Here is a 16,576-nt window from a genome sequence, read left to right as displayed (position 1 = left end):
CGCCATGCGAGGCCGCTGTTTGTGGACAAGATTGTGATCCGGGGTGCCCGCACCCATAACCTGAAAAACATCGACCTGACCCTACCGCGCGACAAGCTGATCGTGATTACCGGCCTGTCCGGCTCCGGCAAGTCCTCGCTGGCCTTCGACACCCTCTACGCCGAGGGCCAGCGCCGCTACGTCGAGTCACTGTCGGCCTATGCCCGGCAGTTCCTGTCGATGATGGAAAAACCCGATGTCGACACCATCGAAGGTTTGTCGCCGGCGATCTCCATCGAGCAGAAGTCCACCTCGCACAACCCGCGCTCCACCGTCGGCACCATCACCGAGATCTACGACTACCTGCGCCTGCTCTACGCCCGCGCCGGTATTCCGCGCTGCCCGGACCACGACCTGCCGCTGGAAGCGCAGACCGTCAGCCAGATGGTCGACCAGGTGCTGGCCCTGCCGGAAGGCAGCAAGCTGATGCTGCTGGCGCCGGTGATCCGCGAGCGCAAGGGCGAACACCTGGCGATCTTCGACGAGCTGCGTGCCCAGGGTTTCGTGCGGGTGCGGGTCAACGGCAAGATCTACGAACTGGACGAACTGCCCAAGCTGGATAAGCAGAAGAAGCACAGCATCGATGCCGTGGTGGATCGCTTCAAGGCCCGTGGCGACCTGCAACAACGCCTGGCCGAGTCGTTCGAGACCGCACTCAAGCTGGCCGACGGCCTGGCCCTGGTTGCCCCGATGGAAGGTGAAGACGGCGAGGAGATCATCTTCTCCGCGCGCTTCGCCTGCCCGGTGTGCGGTCACTCGATCAGCGAGCTGGAGCCCAAGCTGTTTTCCTTCAATAATCCGGCCGGCGCCTGCCCGACCTGCGACGGTCTGGGGGTGAAGCAGTTCTTCGACACCAAGCGCCTGATCAACGGCGAGATGACCCTGGCCGAGGGCGCGATCCGCGGCTGGGACAGACGCAACGTCTATTACTTCCAGATGCTCGGCTCGCTGGCCGGGCATTACGGTTTCAGCCTGGAAATTCCCTTCGACGACCTGACCGCCGAGCATCAGAAATGCATTCTGTTCGGCAGCGGCACGCAGAACGTCGACTTCCGCTACCTGAATGACCGTGGCGACATCGTCAAACGCGCCCACCCGTTCGAAGGCATAGTGCCGAACCTGGAACGCCGCTACCGCGAGACCGAATCGGCCAGCGTGCGCGAGGAGCTGGCCAAGTTCCTCAGCACCCAGGCCTGCCAAGACTGCCGTGGCACCCGCCTGCGCCGCGAGGCGCGCCACGTCTGGGTCGGCGAGAAGACCCTGCCGGCGGTCACCGGCCTGCCGATTGGCGACGCCACCGAGTATTTCGGCAGCCTGGCGCTCCCCGGCCGGCGCGGCGAGATTGCCGAAAAGATCCTCAAGGAAATCCGCGAGCGCCTGCAGTTTCTGGTCAACGTCGGCCTGGATTACCTGACCCTGGATCGCAGCGCCGACACCCTGTCCGGCGGCGAAGCCCAGCGCATCCGCCTGGCCAGCCAGATCGGTGCCGGTCTGGTCGGAGTCATGTACATCCTCGACGAACCCTCGATCGGCCTGCACCAGCGCGACAACGAACGCCTGCTCGGCACCCTGCGGCATCTGCGCGATATCGGCAACACGGTGATCGTGGTCGAGCACGACGAGGACGCCATTCGCATGGCCGACTACGTGGTCGACATCGGCCCCGGCGCCGGCGTACATGGCGGCCAGATCGTCGCCCAGGGCACGGCGGCCGACGTCATGGCCCACCCGGACTCGCTGACCGGCAAGTACCTGTCCGGTCGGGTGAGGATCGAGGTACCGGCCAAGCGCACGCCCAAGGACAAGAAGCTCTCGCTGAAGATCAAGGGCGCGCGCGGCAACAACCTGCAAAAGGTCGACCTGGATATCCCGATCGGCCTGCTGACCTGCGTCACCGGGGTGTCCGGCTCGGGCAAGTCGACCCTGATCAACAACACCCTCTACCCACTCAGCGCCACCGCGCTGAACGGCGCGACCACCCTAGAAGCCGCCGCCCACGACAGCATCGATGGCCTGCAGCACCTGGACAAGGTGGTGGATATCGACCAGAGCCCGATCGGCCGCACGCCACGCTCCAATCCGGCGACCTATACCGGCCTGTTCACCCCGATCCGCGAGCTGTTTGCCGGCGTGCCCGAGTCGCGCTCGCGCGGCTACGGGCCGGGCCGCTTCTCCTTCAACGTCAAGGGCGGGCGCTGCGAAGCCTGCCAGGGCGACGGCCTGATCAAGGTGGAGATGCACTTCCTGCCGGATATCTACGTGCCCTGCGATGTGTGCAAGAGCAAGCGCTACAACCGCGAAACCCTGGAAGTGAAGTACAAGGGCAAGAACATCACCGAAGTACTGGACATGACCATCGAGGAAGCCCGGCTGTTCTTCGATGCCGTGCCGGCCCTGGCGCGCAAGCTGCAGACGCTGATGGATGTCGGCCTGTCCTATATCAAGCTGGGGCAGAGCGCGACCACCCTGTCCGGCGGCGAGGCGCAGCGGGTCAAGCTGAGCCGCGAGCTGAGTAAACGCGACACCGGCAAGACCCTGTATATCCTCGACGAGCCGACCACCGGCCTGCACTTCGCCGATATCCAGCAACTGCTCGACGTGCTGCACCGCCTGCGCGACCACGGCAACACCGTGGTGGTGATCGAGCACAACCTGGACGTGATCAAGACCGCCGACTGGCTGGTCGACCTCGGCCCGGAAGGCGGTTCCAAGGGCGGCCAGATCATCGCCGTCGGCACACCCGAAGAAGTCGCCGAGATGCCGCAGTCGCACACCGGCTACTTCCTCAAGCCGCTGCTGGAACGCGCCCGCTTCGCCAGCTGAAGCCGATGGCCTGCCGAGGTCTCGTCGAGGCGCGATGAAACCCCGGCAACTTCTCGGCAAACGCAACCTCCGCGCCCGGGCCAGGTCAAACTGGAGTCCCCCGGGCTGTGCTGGTGGGACATCCCGTCTTCTACAAGGAGAGTTCCCGATGCGCCTGACTTTTACCGCCCTCCTGCTCGGCGCAGGTCTTACCCCCATGCTTGCCACTGCCGCCCAACCGAATGGACCCTGGCTCAACGAGCAACAGCATGTCTCGCTCGAAGGCTTCATGAGCAATGCCCAGTTGTATGAGCAACTCGCCGGCGTGGCGCGTCGCTCCGGCGGTGCGCTCAGCCTCGAACAGACCGGCACCAGCGGCGAAGGCCGACCGATCTGGCTGGCACGCCTGGGCAAACCGGATAACCCGGCGGTGATGATCATCACCCAGCAACACGGCAACGAACCCCACGGCACCGAAGCCGCCCTCGACCTGATTCGCAAGCTGGCGGCCGGCGGTTCTTTCGCCGAGCAGGTACTGGCCAACCTGCAAGTGCTGTTCATTCCCCGCGTCAACCCCGACGGCACCGCACTCGTCACCCGCGGCAACCTCGATTTCAGTGCGCCGCAAACCAGCGCCAGCTGCCTGCGTGCGGATGGCAGCCTGGACCCGAGCAAACTCGACCAGGGCCTGGGCGCCAATGTCACCGCCTACACGCCCGAAGAGGGTCCGCGCCAATGGAGCTACGACATCAACCGCTACCACTGGCCGGACTGGAGCCAGAGCACCCAGGTGCTGTGCAATCCGGGGCTGGCCGAGCAAGCGCATTTCAATCCAGGCCAGAACCCGGTGCCGGAAGCCCTGGCAGTGCGCAGCGCCTATGACCGCTATCAACCCATGTGGATGGTCGATGTACACAACCAGAACCCAGCCGTCGTGCTCGACGACGCCGACCCTGAAGCCAATCGCCCCGGACGCCAGGTGACCGCCTCCATCGCCTGGCCGACCCACCCCGAGGTCGCCCAGGAAGCGGTCGACCTGTCGAAGCAGATGGCCCTGGTGATGAAGAAGCGCTCCATGCAGATCGGCCATATGGAGATCAGCAACTATTACTACCAGCGCCCGGACGGCAGCATTCGCCGTGGTGGCGGCGAACCCGGCATTGCCCGCAACGCCTACGCGCTGCTGGCCAGCGAGAGCCTGGCCAAGGGCGCCGAAGGACCACTGGGCGGCAGCATCCTGATGGAAATAACCGGACTCAACAGCCGCGGACAGAAATCCATCGGCATGCTGCGCAACAACGTCAGGGAAATGCTCGAAGCCCTGCTGCTAGCCAGCGCCGACGGCAGCCTGCTGACCCAGGACCCGGCCGAAGCGGAGCACCTGCTGCGCCCCGGCCAGGAAGTCGACGAGCCCCTGACGAACCCGCACGACGAATAGCGGCAGCACAATGAAAAAAGCCCCGAGTGTTTCGGGGCTTTTTTGTTGCTATCGGTGCGCGTGTACTTACATCTGCGCTTGCAGGTAATTCTCTAAACCTATTTTGTCGATCAACCCCAATTGGGTCTCCAGCCAATAGGCATGGTCTTCCTCGGTGTCCTTCAACTGCGGCACGAGGATATCGCGGCTCTGGTAGTCCTGATGTTTCTCGCACAGGGCAATACCCTTGCTCAGGGCGGCGCGCACTTGATACTCAAGAGCGAGATCGAGCTTGAGCATCTCCGGCACCGTCTGACCGAAGGTGAACGAATCCGGGGTCATATCCGGCGTGCCTTCGAGAAACAGAATCCGCTTGAGTAGCGCGTCGGCGTGCTGGGTTTCTTCTTCCATCTCATGGTTGATCCGCTCATAGAGCTTGCTGAAGCCCCAATCCTCGTACAGGCGCGAATGCACGAAGTACTGATCGCGCGCCGCCAGTTCGCCCTTGAGCAGCATTTTCAAATAGTCGATGACTTCGATGTGGCCCTGCATACCTGGAATCCTTGCAACATCCGCTGGAATAACCCGCATGCTCCGCATCCCGCCCCTGCGGGTCAAGCGAAAAGCACGACGCCTCCACCAGGGAGGCGCCGCACGCTTGCTTGATCGCAGCCGGTCAGGCGAGGTCGAAGCGGTCCAGGTTCATCACCTTGGTCCAGGCGGCGACGAAGTCCTTGACCAGCTTTTCCTTGCCGTCGGTACTTGCGTAGACCTCGGCATAAGCACGCAGCACCGAGTTGGAACCGAAGACCAGATCGTTGCGGGTGCCGGTGTATTTCACCGTACCGCTCTTATGATCCTTGCCCTCGAAGGTTTCCGCCTCGGCATCCATCGCCGTCCACTCGGTGCCCATGTCCAGCAGGTTGACGAAGAAGTCATTGCTCAGCACGCCGACCTTGTCGGTGAACACGCCATGCTGGCTGCCGTCATGGTTGGCCCCCAGCACGCGCAGGCCGCCGACCAGCGCGGTCAGCTCCGGCGCGCTCAGGGTCAGCAACTGAGCCTTGTCGACCAGCATGGCCTCGGTCGGTACGCCGAGCTTGCCCTTGCGGTAGTTGCGGAAGCCGTCGGCGACGGGCTCCAGCAGGGCGAAGGCCTCGACATCGGTCTGATCCTGGCGGGCATCCACCCGCCCCGGCGCGAAGGGCACATCCACACTCACCCCGGCGGCCTTGGCGGCCTGCTCCACGCCGACATTGCCGGCCAGCACTATGACGTCGGCCAGCGAGGCCTTACCAGACGCTTTCTGGATCTCGATCAGCTTGGCCAGGGCCTTGATGGCGCGCTGATTGACCTCCCAGTCCTTCTGCGGAGCCAGGGCCAGACGCGCACCGTTGGCACCGCCGCGCTTGTCGCCGCCGCGGAAGGTCGAGGCCGAAGCCCAGGCCACGGAGACCAGATCGCCAACCGACAGCCCGCAGGCGGCAATCCTGGCCTTGAGGTCGGCGATATCGGCCGCGCTCGGGTTACGTGTCGGCGCCGGCAGCGGGTCCTGCCAGATCAGATCCTCTTTCGGCACTTCCGGGCCGAGGTAACGGGCCTTCGGCCCCATGTCGCGATGGATCAGCTTGAACCAGGCGCGGGCGAAGGCTTCGGCAAAGGCTTGCGGATCGTCGAGGAAGCGTTTGGAGATCTTGCCGAACTCCGGATCGAAACGCAGGGTCAGGTCGGTGGTAAGCATGGTCGGCTTGTGGAACTTGCCCGGGATATGCGCGTCCGGAATGATCTCCGGCGCATCCTTGGCCACCCACTGCTTGGCGCCGGCCGGCGACTGGGTCAGCTCCCACTCGTAGTTGAACAGGTTCTCGAAGAAGTTGTTGCTCCACAGCGTCGGGGTCTTGCTCCAGGTGACTTCGATGCCACTGGAGATGGTGTCCTTGCCGTGACCGCTGCCGAAGTTGCTGATCCAACCCAGGCCCTGCGCCTCGATCGGCGCAGCTTCGGGCTCCGGCCCCTTGTGCGACTCCGGCGCGGCGCCGTGGGCCTTGCCAAAGGTATGACCGCCGGCGATCAGCGCAACGGTCTCCTCATCGTCCATGGCCATGCGGCTGAAGGTGGAACGGATGTCCTTGGCCGCTTCCAGGTAGTCGCCGCTGGCGTTCGGGCCCTCCGGGTTCACATAGATCAGGCCCATGTGGGTAGCGCCGAACGGCGCGCTCAGTTCGCGGTCGCCGATGACGCGCTGCGGGTCAACGCCCAGCCAGGCCATCTCCGCCCCCCAGTTCACATCCATGTCCGGTTCCCACACGTCTTCACGACCGGCGGCAAAGCCGAAGGTGCGAAAACCCATGGATTCGAGGGCCACGTTGCCGGCTAGGATCAACAGATCGGCCCAGGAAATCTTCTGCCCGTATTTCTGCTTGATCGGCCAGAGCAGGCGGCGTGATTTATCGATATTGACGTTATCCGGCCAGGAGTTCAGCGGGGCAAACCGCTGCTGGCCGCGCCCGCCGCCACCGCGACCGTCGGTGGTGCGGTAGGTGCCGGCGGCGTGCCAGGCCATACGGATCATCTGCGGGCCGTAGTGACCGAAGTCGGCCGGCCACCAGTCCTGGCTGTCGGTCATCAACTTGACCAGGTCCGCCTTGAGCGCCTTGTAGTCGAGCTTCTTGAATTCTTCGGCGTAGTTGAACTTCTTGCCCAGCGGGTTGGACTTTTCAGAGTGCTGATTCAGCAGATCTACACGCAACTGCTTCGGCCACCAATCCCTGTTGGTCGTACCACCGCCAGCGACATGATTGAACGGGCATTTACCTTGGTTCGACATTGTTCTCTCCTCTCTCCTCATCGGGTCGGCCCAGCGTCTACAGCCAACGATGGAACAAGACTAGACCCGCTTTGGCAGGGGAACCAATTTATGAAGCGTAACAACTCAATAGTTTTTATCTTTCATCATCCGCACAAAAAACGGCCCAACAGGACCGTTTTTTATCTACGCCTCATTTAGCCGGTCAGGATAGTACCGATAAATGCCGTCCTGCCCCGATCAGGGTAGAGGCAACCGGGTCAAGCCATCGCTGATCCGGTTGCCACCCTGTCTCTGCGCAGCCAATGGGGTGGAGTCGCTGTAGAAACAGGCTCGGCTACCGAAGGCCGAAGCCGACAGCAGTGTACCGATGATCAAGGGAATATCGGCCTCTAGCGCATAGGCCAGGAGCATGACGATGGGGATGGTCAGGCCTTACCCGAGCAGGAGACCGCACACAAAATCGAACATGACGTGCGCAATACCCTTCACCCCAGAAACAAAAAAACCGGGCCAGGGCCCGGTTTTTTCTACAACCTACTACTTACTCGGCGTCTACAGCTGCACCAGCGACCGGACGGTCAACCAGCTCAACATAAGCCATCGGAGCATTGTCGCCAGTGCGGAAACCGCACTTGAGGATACGCAGATAACCGCCCTGACGGGTGGCATAACGCTTGCCCAGGTCGTTGAACAACTTACCGACGATGGCTTTCGAACGGGTACGGTCGAAGGCCAGACGACGGTTGGCAACGCTGTCTTCTTTAGCCAGAGTAATCAGCGGCTCAGCAACGCGACGCAGCTCTTTGGCTTTCGGCAGAGTAGTTTTGATCAGCTCATGCTCGAACAGCGACACCGCCATGTTCTGGAACATGGCCTTACGGTGTGCGCTGGTGCGGCTGAGGTGACGGCCACTTTTACGATGACGCATGGTTCAATTCCTTACCAAACTGACGTTCGGTGATGATGACGATCAGGCAGTCGCCTTATCGTCTTTCTTCAGACTTGCCGGCGGCCAATTGTCGAGGCGCATACCGAGGGACAGACCGCGTGAAGCCAGAACATCCTTGATTTCAGTCAGGGATTTCTTGCCCAGGTTCGGCGTTTTCAACAATTCTACTTCGGTGCGCTGAATCAGGTCGCCGATGTAATAAATGTTCTCTGCCTTGAGGCAGTTTGCCGAACGTACAGTCAGTTCCAGGTCATCAACCGGACGCAACAGGATCGGATCGATCTCGTCTTCCTGCTCGATAACCACCGGCTCACTGTCACCCTTGAGGTCGACGAACGCAGCCAACTGCTGTTGCAGAATGGTTGCGGCACGGCGGATAGCCTCTTCAGGATCCAGAGTACCGTTGGTCTCCAGGTCAATAACCAACTTGTCCAGGTTAGTACGCTGCTCAACACGAGCGTTCTCTACCACGTACGACACACGGCGTACCGGACTGAACGAAGCATCCAGCTGCAAGCGACCAATGCTGCGGCTTTCATCTTCATCGCTCTGACGAGCGTCAGCCGGCTCATAGCCGCGACCACGAGCTACGGTGAGCCTCATGTTCAGCGCGCCAGTGGAAGCCATGTTGGCGATCACGTGGTCGCCATTGACGATTTCGACATCATGATCCAGCTGAATATCGGCAGCGGTAACTACACCCGAGCCCTTCTTCGCCAGAGTCAGCGTCACTTCGTCGCGACCGTGCAACTTGATAGCCAAGCCTTTCAGGTTAAGCAGGATTTCAATGACATCTTCCTGAATACCTTCGATGGCGCTGTACTCATGGAGTACACCGTCAATCTCGGCCTCGACTACCGCACAGCCAGGCATTGAGGACAACAGGATGCGGCGCAGCGCGTTGCCCAAGGTGTGGCCAAAGCCACGCTCGAGAGGCTCGAGCGTAATCTTGGCGCGGGTCGGACTGACCACCTGCACATCAATATGGCGGGGGGTCAGGAACTCATTTACCGAAATCTGCATGGATGCACCTATTTTCTAGCCCTTACTTGGAGTAGAGCTCGACAATCAGGCTTTCGTTGATGTCAGCGGACAGATCACTGCGAACCGGTACGGCTTTGAACACGCCGGACTTCTTCTCAATGTCTACTTCTACCCATTCAACGCGGCCACGCTGGGCACACAGCTCAAGAGCCTGAACAATGCGCAGCTGATTCTTCGACTTCTCGCGAACTGCAACGACGTCACCAGCTTTAACCTGGTAGGACGGCACGTTTACAGTTTTACCGTTTACGCTGATCGCTTTGTGCGAAACCAGCTGACGGGATTCGGCGCGGGTAGCACCATAGCCCATGCGATAAACCACGTTATCCAGACGGCACTCGAGCAGTTGCAGCAGGTTCTCACCAGTAGCGCCTTTCTTGCCGGCTGCTTCTTTGTAATAACCGCTGAATTGACGCTCAAGCACACCGTAGATACGACGAACTTTTTGCTTCTCACGCAGCTGGGTGCCGTAGTCGGACTGACGACCACGGCGCTGACCGTGAATACCTGGGGCTGCTTCGATGTTGCACTTCGATTCCAGGGCGCGTACGCCACTTTTCAGGAAAAGATCAGTGCCTTCACGACGAGACAGTTTGCATTTGGGACCAATGTAACGAGCCATTTCTCACTGTCTCCTGATTACACGCGACGCTTCTTCGAAGGACGGCATCCGTTGTGCGGGATGGGTGTCACATCGGTGATGCTGGCGATCTTGTAACCGCAGCCGTTCAAAGCACGGACAGCGGACTCACGACCCGGACCGGGACCCTTGACGTTGACGTCGAGGTTCTTCAGGCCGTATTCCAGCGCAGCTTGACCAGCACGTTCAGCAGCCACCTGGGCAGCGAACGGGGTGCTTTTACGCGAGCCGCGGAAACCCGAACCACCCGAGGTAGCCCAGGACAGGGCGTTACCCTGACGGTCAGTAATGGTCACGATTGTGTTGTTGAAAGAAGCGTGGATGTGGGCGATGCCATCAACCACTGTCTTTTTGACTTTCTTACGAGTACGAGCAGCAGGTTTTGCCATGACTAGATTCCTGTCGATGCGCGAATGCGATTACTTGCGGATCGGCTTACGCGGGCCCTTACGGGTACGCGCGTTGGTCTTGGTACGCTGACCGCGGACCGGCAGACCACGACGATGACGCAGGCCGCGATAGCAACCCAGGTCCATCAAGCGCTTGATTTTCATGTTCACTTCACGACGCAGGTCGCCTTCGGTATTCACCTTGGCTACTTCGCCACGCAGCTGCTCGATCTGCTCGTCAGAGAGATCTTTGATCTTTACTGCCGGATTAACACCAGCAGCCGCACAGATTTTCTGTGCGGTAGTGCGACCGACACCAAAGATGTAGGTCAGCGAGATAACAGCGTGCTTGTTATCCGGAATGTTTACGCCTGCAATACGGGCCATTCAGTGGAACTCCAATTGACAGCTACCTACGCCCCGGAAGCCAAGAAATAAGGCGCGAGATATTAGCGCTGTAAAAACAAATAATCAACCCGGCAGCGCACTAGCTGCCGGGCTTGTAACACTTCAATCACACTCAGCCTTGGCGCTGCTTGTGACGCGGTTCCGCGCTGCAAATAACTCGAACGACACCTTCACGACGAATAATCTTGCAGTTACGGCACAGCTTTTTCACCGATGCACGAACTTTCATCACCAACTCCTCGAACCTTATGGACACTTCAGCGCATCATGCCGCTGCCGTAGCCCTTCAGGTTGGCTTTCTTCATCAGGGATTCGTACTGGTGCGAAACGAGGTGCGATTGTACTTGCGACATAAAGTCCATCACAACCACTACCACGATCAGCAACGAGGTCCCGCCAAGATAGAACGGTACGTTGGCCGCCACCACCAGGAACTGGGGCAGCAGGCACACGGCCGTCATGTACAGGGCACCGAACATGGTCAAACGAGTCAACACGCCATCGATATAGCGCGCCGACTGCTCACCTGGACGGATACCCGGAATAAAGGCACCGGACTTCTTCAGGTTTTCCGCTACGTCTTTCGGATTGAACATCAGCGCCGTATAGAAGAAGCAGAAGAAAACGATCCCTGCACTAAACAGCAAAATGTTCAACGGCTGACCAGGAGCGATAGCCTGTGAAATATCCTGCAGCCAGCCCATACCTTCGGACTGACCAAACCAGGCACCCAGCGAGGCCGGGAACAACAGAAGGCTGCTGGCGAAGATAGCCGGGATAACCCCTGCCATGTTCACCTTCAACGGCAAGTGGCTGGTCTGCGCAGCAAAAACCTTGCGGCCCTGCTGACGCTTGGCATAGTGCACCGCAATGCGACGCTGCCCACGCTCAATGAACACCACGAAACCGATGATCGCTACTGCCAGCAAACCGATGGCGATCAGGGCGAAGATATTGATATCGCCCTGGCGAGCAGACTCGAAAGACTGCCCGATCGCCGACGGCAGACCGGCCACGATGCCTGCAAAAATCAGCATCGAAATACCGTTGCCAACACCACGCTCGGTGATTTGCTCGCCCAACCACATCATGAACATCGCACCCGCCACAAAGGTGGTGACTGCTACGAAGTGGAAGCCGAAATCGCCCGAAAACGCTACGCCCTGACTCGCCAAACCCACGGACATGCCGATTGCTTGAACGAACGCCAGGACGAGGGTGCCGTAGCGGGTGTATTGGCTGATCTTGCGACGACCAGCCTCACCTTCCTTCTTCAACTGCTCCAGTTGCGGGCTGACAGCGGTCATGAGCTGCATGATGATCGATGCCGAAATGTACGGCATGATCCCCAACGCAAAGATGCTCATGCGCTCCAGCGCACCACCGGAAAACATGTTGAACAAGCTAAGAATGGTCCCCTCATTCTGTCGAAACAGGTCCGCCAACCGGTCCGGGTTTATGCCAGGAACTGGAATGTGTGCGCCAATCCGATAGACGATAATCGCCATGAACAGAAAACGCAGACGAGCCCAGAGCTCGGATAACCCGCCATTGCTGAGCGCTGAGAGAGCACCTTGCTTAGCCATTTATTCCTCGAACTTACCGCCAGCTGCTTCGATAGCCGCACGCGCACCTTTGGTGGCAGCGATACCTTTAAGGGTGACAGCGCGAGTAACCTCACCGGACAGCATGACTTTCACACGCCGTACATGTTGGTTAATCAGGTTGGCATCCTTCAGCGCTTGCAGAGTAATAACGCCGCCTTCGACCTTGTTCAGCTCAGAGGTACGCACTTCTGCGCGATCCATAGCCTTCAAAGACACGAAACCGAACTTGGGCAAACGACGGTGCAGAGGCTGCTGGCCGCCTTCGAAACCCGGAGCAATGGTGCCACCGGAGCGGGAGGATTGACCCTTGTGGCCACGGCCACCGGTCTTACCCAAACCACTACCGATACCACGGCCCGGACGGTGCTTCTCGCGGCGGGAACCCGGCGCAGGACTCAAATCGTTCAGGTACATGTATTAACCCTCCACACGGAGAAGGTAGTAAGCCTTGTTAATCATGCCGCGATTTTCCGGAGTATCCAGAACTTCAACGGTGTGATTGATGCGACGCAGGCCGAGACCCTTGACGCAGGCTTTATGATTAGCCAGACGGCCGCTCACGCTCTTGATCAGCGTGACTTTTACGGTATTAGCCATGATTAGAGAATCTCCTCGACGCTCTTGCCACGCTTGGCCGCAACGGAATCAGGCGACTGCATAGCTTTCAAACCTTTGAAAGTGGCATGCACCACGTTCACCGGGTTAGTCGAGCCGTAGCACTTGGCCAGAACGTTCTGCACACCAGCCACTTCCAACACGGCACGCATGGCGCCGCCGGCGATGATACCGGTACCGTCGGAAGCAGGCTGCATGTACACCTTGGAGGCGCCATGGGCAGACTTCATCGCGTACTGCAGAGTGGTGCCGTTCAGGTCCACCTGGATCATGTTGCGACGCGCAGCTTCCATCGCTTTCTGGATGGCAGCCGGCACTTCACGGGACTTGCCACGGCCGAAACCGACGCGACCCTTACCATCACCCACTACGGTCAACGCAGTGAAAGTGAAGATACGGCCACCCTTTACGGTTTTGGCTACGCGGTTAACCTGTACCAGCTTCTCGATATAGCCTTCGTCGCGCTTTTGGTCGTTATTTGCCATAACTTAGAACTCCAGCCCGCCTTCACGAGCAGCATCAGCCAGCGCCTTGACGCGGCCGTGGTACTTGAAGCCAGAACGGTCGAATGCAACCTGAGTCACACCAGCGGCTTTCGCACGCTCGGCAACCAGCTCGCCAACTTTCTTGGCCGCGTCGACGTTGCCAGTGGCGCCATCACGCAGTGCTTTGTCCAAGGTAGAGGCGCTGGCCAGAACCTTGCTGCCGTCGGCCGAAATGACCTGGGCATAGATATGCTGCGAAGAGCGGTACACGCAGAGACGCACGGCTTCGAGCTCGTGCATTTTCAGACGTGCTTTGCGAGCGCGACGCAGTCGAGTAACTTTTTTGTCGGTCATTTGCTAGGCCCTACTTCTTCTTGGCTTCTTTACGACGGACGACTTCGTCAGCGTAACGAACACCTTTGCCCTTATAAGGTTCAGGACGACGGAAATCACGGATTTCCGCAGCAACCTGACCAACCAGTTGTTTATCGACACCCTTGATCAGGATTTCGGTCTGGCTAGGGGTTTCAGCAACAACGCCTTCCGGCAGCTCGTAGTCGATCGGGTGGGAAAAACCCAGAGCCAGGGACAGAATCTGACCTTTGGCTTGAGCCTTGTAACCAACGCCTACCAGCTGCAGCTTGCGCTCGAAGCCAGTGCTGACGCCGATCACCATGTTGTTGACCAATGCACGAGTGGTACCGGCCATTGCGCGGGTCTGCTGGTCACCGTTGCGAGCAGCAAAACGCAGCTCACCGGATTCCTGGACCACTTCAACGGACGAGTGAATGTTCAGCTCTAGAGCACCCTTGGCACCCTTAACCGAAAGCTGCTGACCGGCGAGACTAATCTCTACACCAGCGGGCAACGTGACGGGGTTCTTAGCGACGCGTGACATGCTTATCCCCCCTTAGAACACTGTACAGAGCACTTCGCCGCCGACACCGGCAGCGCGCGCCGCGCGGTCCGTCATCACACCTTTGTTGGTGGAGACGATGGAAACGCCGAGACCGCCACGAACTTTTGGCAAATCATCAACGGACTTGTACTGGCGAAGGCCTGGACGGCTAACGCGCTTCACTTCTTCGATAACCGGACGGCCTTCGAAGTATTTCAGCTCGATGGACAGCTGCGGCTTAACTTCACCGCTGATCTGATAACCCGCAATATAACCTTCGTCTTTCAAAACTTTGGCTACAGCCACCTTCAACGTGGAAGACGGCATGCTTACGACGGACTTTTCAGCCATCTGGGCATTACGGATACGAGTTAGCATGTCCGCTAACGGGTCCTGCATACTCATGGGCTAGACGCTCCTGATACAAAAAGAATTAGCCTTACGGCTAGAGTCACCAAAACGCCGGGCAAATCAAAAGCCCTGGCTCAGGCGAGCCGAACATTCTAGAGACTGATCAAAAATGAATCAAGCCCCAAAAGGGGCTTGTTTCATTTTGCCTGTCTGAATCTGCCAAGTATCTCAACCGGACAGACCCAGGGTGCGACGAAGACTTACCAGCTGGCCTTGACCAGACCTGGCACGTCACCGCGCATTGCCGCTTCACGCAGCTTGTTACGCGACAGACCGAACTTGCGATATACGCCGTGCGGACGACCGGTAATGCGGCAGCGATTGCGCAGGCGCGAAGCACTGGCATCACGCGGCTGCTTCTGCAGAGCGACCTGAGCTTCCCAGCGCGCTTCCGGACTGGCGTTCAGATCGGCGATGGTAGCTTTCAGCGCAGCACGCTTCTTCGCGTACTTGGCTACCGTTTGCTGACGCTTCAGCTCACGGTTTTTCATGCTCATTTTAGCCATGGTCCAACTCCAATCAGTTGCGGAACGGGAATTTGAAGGCGCGCAGCAAAGCACGACCCTCATCATCCGTACGCGCAGTGGTAGTCAGGGTAATGTCTAGACCACGCAGGGCATCGATCTTGTCGTAGTCGATTTCCGGGAAGATGATCTGCTCTTTAACACCCATGCTGTAGTTGCCACGACCATCGAAGGACTTGGCATTCAGGCCGCGAAAGTCACGCACGCGCGGCAGGGAGATAGACAGCAGACGATCCAGGAATTCGTACATGCGATCGCGGCGCAGGGTTACCTTGACGCCAATCGGCCAGCCTTCACGCAGCTTGAAACCTGCAATCGACTTACGGGCATGAGTCACTACGACTTTCTGACCGGTGATCTTTTCCAGGTCGGCTACAGCGTTCTCGATGATTTTCTTGTCACCGATCGCTTCGCCCAAGCCCATGTTCAGGGTGATCTTGGTAATGCGCGGAACTTCCATCACGTTGGCGAGCTTAAGTTCTTCCTTAAGCTTCGGCGCGATTTCTTTCCGATAAATCTCTTTTAGTCGTGCCATGGTCTTCTACCTAGCAGTGTTCAAGCATCAACCGCTTTTTGGGTCGACTTGAAGACACGAATTTTTTTACCTTCTTCAACTTTGAAACCAACGCGGTCAGCCTTGTTGGTTTCACCGTTGAAGATGGCCACGTTGGAAGCGTGCAGAGGCGCTTCTTTCTCGATGATACCGCCCTGAACGCCCGACATCGGGTTCGGCTTGGTATGGCGCTTCACCAGGTTGATCCCGCCAACGACCAGACGGTCGTCAGCGAGAACCTTGAGCACCTTGCCACGCTTACCTTTGTCTTTACCGGCGATCACGATGATCTCGTCGTCACGACGAATCTTTTGCATGTCGGATCTCCTTAGAGCACTTCAGGGGCGAGCGAGACGATCTTCATGAACTTCTCAGAGCGAAGTTCACGAGTCACTGGCCCAAAAATACGGGTGCCGATTGGCTCTTGCTTGTTGTTCAGCAGAACAGCAGCGTTGCCATCGAAGCGAATGATCGAGCCATCAGGGCGACGAACGCCGTGACGAGTGCGGACTACGACAGCAGTCATCACTTGGCCCTTCTTCACTTTACCGCGCGGAATTGCTTCCTTGACGGTCACCTTGATGATGTCGCCGATGCCAGCGTAGCGGCGATGCGAGCCACCCAGCACCTTGATGCACATAACGCGACGAGCACCGCTGTTGTCAGCGACGTCGAGCATGGATTGAGTCTGAATCATATATTTCTCCGACCCCTAGTCCTTAGACTTCCACTGCGCGTTCGAGAACTTCAACCAGCGCCCAAGATTTGGTCTTGGCTACGGGACGGGTTTCACGAATGGAAACCTTGTCGCCGATATGGCACTGATTGCTTTCGTCGTGCGCGTGCAGCTTGGTCGAACGCTTGACATATTTACCGTAGATCGGGTGCTTAACGCGACGCTCGATCAATACGGTGATGGTCTTGTCCATCTTGTCGCTGACGACACGGCCGGTCAGCGTACGGACTGTTTTTTCGGCTTCAGCCAT

At 58.9% G+C, this 16,576-nt stretch carries 22 protein-coding genes; 2 read left to right on the top strand and 20 right to left on the bottom strand.

Annotation, left to right across the window (positions count from 1 at the left end):
- Positions 1-21: 21 nt before the first annotated feature.
- Together uvrA and G9C89_RS16560 are read left to right on the top strand one after the other, a co-directional pair.
- Positions 22-2,862 carry an excinuclease ABC subunit UvrA gene (uvrA, locus tag G9C89_RS16565; RefSeq protein WP_172149951.1) on the top strand — a complete coding sequence of 947 codons (2,841 nt, stop codon included), beginning with the start codon at positions 22-24 and terminating at the stop codon, positions 2,860-2,862.
- Positions 2,863-3,010: 148 nt separating this feature from the next.
- A complete protein-coding gene (locus tag G9C89_RS16560; RefSeq protein ID WP_172149949.1) occupies positions 3,011-4,279 on the top strand; it encodes a M14 family zinc carboxypeptidase in 1,269 nt (422 codons plus the stop codon).
- A gap of 66 nt (positions 4,280-4,345) precedes the next feature.
- Here G9C89_RS16560 and bfr read toward each other — a convergent pair whose 3' ends face one another.
- The 20 genes from bfr to rpsQ form a co-directional block, all read right to left on the bottom strand.
- Positions 4,346-4,810: a bacterioferritin gene (gene bfr, locus G9C89_RS16555; RefSeq protein WP_172149947.1), complete on the bottom strand. Its 465-nt coding sequence runs from the start codon at positions 4,808-4,810 to the stop codon at positions 4,346-4,348.
- A gap of 124 nt (positions 4,811-4,934) precedes the next feature.
- Positions 4,935-7,085 (bottom strand): catalase/peroxidase HPI, encoded by a 2,151-nt coding sequence (gene katG, locus G9C89_RS16550; RefSeq protein WP_172149945.1) that lies wholly within the window; start codon positions 7,083-7,085, stop codon positions 4,935-4,937.
- Positions 7,086-7,608: 523 nt separating this feature from the next.
- Positions 7,609-7,995 carry a 50S ribosomal protein L17 gene (gene rplQ, locus G9C89_RS16545; RefSeq protein ID WP_069519894.1) on the bottom strand — a complete coding sequence of 129 codons (387 nt, stop codon included), beginning with the start codon at positions 7,993-7,995 and terminating at the stop codon, positions 7,609-7,611.
- Positions 7,996-8,037: 42 nt separating this feature from the next.
- Positions 8,038-9,039, bottom strand: a complete 1,002-nt coding sequence (locus G9C89_RS16540; protein ID WP_079204540.1) for a DNA-directed RNA polymerase subunit alpha — start codon at positions 9,037-9,039, stop codon at positions 8,038-8,040.
- 22 nt (positions 9,040-9,061) lie between these two features.
- Positions 9,062-9,682, bottom strand: coding sequence for a 30S ribosomal protein S4 (gene rpsD, locus G9C89_RS16535; RefSeq protein ID WP_090505816.1), 621 nt, complete (start codon positions 9,680-9,682; stop codon positions 9,062-9,064).
- Between the two features lie 17 nt (positions 9,683-9,699).
- A complete protein-coding gene (rpsK, locus tag G9C89_RS16530; RefSeq protein ID WP_013789773.1) occupies positions 9,700-10,089 on the bottom strand; it encodes a 30S ribosomal protein S11 in 390 nt (129 codons plus the stop codon).
- A gap of 30 nt (positions 10,090-10,119) precedes the next feature.
- Positions 10,120-10,476 (bottom strand): 30S ribosomal protein S13, encoded by a 357-nt coding sequence (gene rpsM / locus G9C89_RS16525; protein ID WP_079204537.1) that lies wholly within the window; start codon positions 10,474-10,476, stop codon positions 10,120-10,122.
- A gap of 133 nt (positions 10,477-10,609) precedes the next feature.
- Positions 10,610-10,726 carry a 50S ribosomal protein L36 gene (gene rpmJ / locus G9C89_RS16520; protein WP_002555468.1) on the bottom strand — a complete coding sequence of 39 codons (117 nt, stop codon included), beginning with the start codon at positions 10,724-10,726 and terminating at the stop codon, positions 10,610-10,612.
- A gap of 28 nt (positions 10,727-10,754) precedes the next feature.
- Complete coding sequence (gene secY / locus G9C89_RS16515) at positions 10,755-12,083, bottom strand: preprotein translocase subunit SecY (RefSeq protein ID WP_090505815.1); 1,329 nt, start codon at positions 12,081-12,083, stop codon at positions 10,755-10,757.
- Positions 12,084-12,518, bottom strand: a complete 435-nt coding sequence (gene rplO, locus G9C89_RS16510) for a 50S ribosomal protein L15 (RefSeq protein WP_172149943.1) — start codon at positions 12,516-12,518, stop codon at positions 12,084-12,086.
- Positions 12,519-12,521: 3 nt separating this feature from the next.
- Entirely contained in the window at positions 12,522-12,701 is a 180-nt protein-coding gene (rpmD, locus tag G9C89_RS16505; RefSeq protein WP_090444984.1) for a 50S ribosomal protein L30, read from the bottom strand.
- Between the two features lie 2 nt (positions 12,702-12,703).
- Positions 12,704-13,204 (bottom strand): 30S ribosomal protein S5, encoded by a 501-nt coding sequence (rpsE, locus tag G9C89_RS16500; protein ID WP_172149941.1) that lies wholly within the window; start codon positions 13,202-13,204, stop codon positions 12,704-12,706.
- A gap of 3 nt (positions 13,205-13,207) precedes the next feature.
- Entirely contained in the window at positions 13,208-13,558 is a 351-nt protein-coding gene (gene rplR / locus G9C89_RS16495; protein ID WP_003293038.1) for a 50S ribosomal protein L18, read from the bottom strand.
- A gap of 10 nt (positions 13,559-13,568) precedes the next feature.
- Positions 13,569-14,102, bottom strand: a complete 534-nt coding sequence (gene rplF, locus G9C89_RS16490) for a 50S ribosomal protein L6 (RefSeq protein WP_172149939.1) — start codon at positions 14,100-14,102, stop codon at positions 13,569-13,571.
- A 12-nt stretch (positions 14,103-14,114) separates the two neighbouring features.
- Positions 14,115-14,507, bottom strand: coding sequence for a 30S ribosomal protein S8 (rpsH, locus tag G9C89_RS16485; RefSeq protein ID WP_069519903.1), 393 nt, complete (start codon positions 14,505-14,507; stop codon positions 14,115-14,117).
- Positions 14,508-14,713: 206 nt separating this feature from the next.
- Entirely contained in the window at positions 14,714-15,019 is a 306-nt protein-coding gene (gene rpsN / locus G9C89_RS16480; RefSeq protein WP_172149936.1) for a 30S ribosomal protein S14, read from the bottom strand.
- Between the two features lie 13 nt (positions 15,020-15,032).
- Positions 15,033-15,572, bottom strand: a complete 540-nt coding sequence (gene rplE / locus G9C89_RS16475; RefSeq protein WP_172149925.1) for a 50S ribosomal protein L5 — start codon at positions 15,570-15,572, stop codon at positions 15,033-15,035.
- 20 nt (positions 15,573-15,592) lie between these two features.
- Positions 15,593-15,907, bottom strand: a complete 315-nt coding sequence (gene rplX / locus G9C89_RS16470; RefSeq protein WP_172149923.1) for a 50S ribosomal protein L24 — start codon at positions 15,905-15,907, stop codon at positions 15,593-15,595.
- A gap of 11 nt (positions 15,908-15,918) precedes the next feature.
- A complete protein-coding gene (gene rplN, locus G9C89_RS16465; protein WP_003289207.1) occupies positions 15,919-16,287 on the bottom strand; it encodes a 50S ribosomal protein L14 in 369 nt (122 codons plus the stop codon).
- A gap of 22 nt (positions 16,288-16,309) precedes the next feature.
- Complete coding sequence (gene rpsQ, locus G9C89_RS16460) at positions 16,310-16,576, bottom strand: 30S ribosomal protein S17 (protein WP_025167719.1); 267 nt, start codon at positions 16,574-16,576, stop codon at positions 16,310-16,312.

It is taken from the genome of Pseudomonas tumuqii, from assembly GCF_013184545.1.
GTDB lineage: Bacteria > Pseudomonadota > Gammaproteobacteria > Pseudomonadales > Pseudomonadaceae > Aquipseudomonas > Aquipseudomonas tumuqii.
The sequence above is the reverse complement of the archived record's forward strand: the minus strand, read 5'-3'. Positions and strand labels throughout refer to the sequence as shown.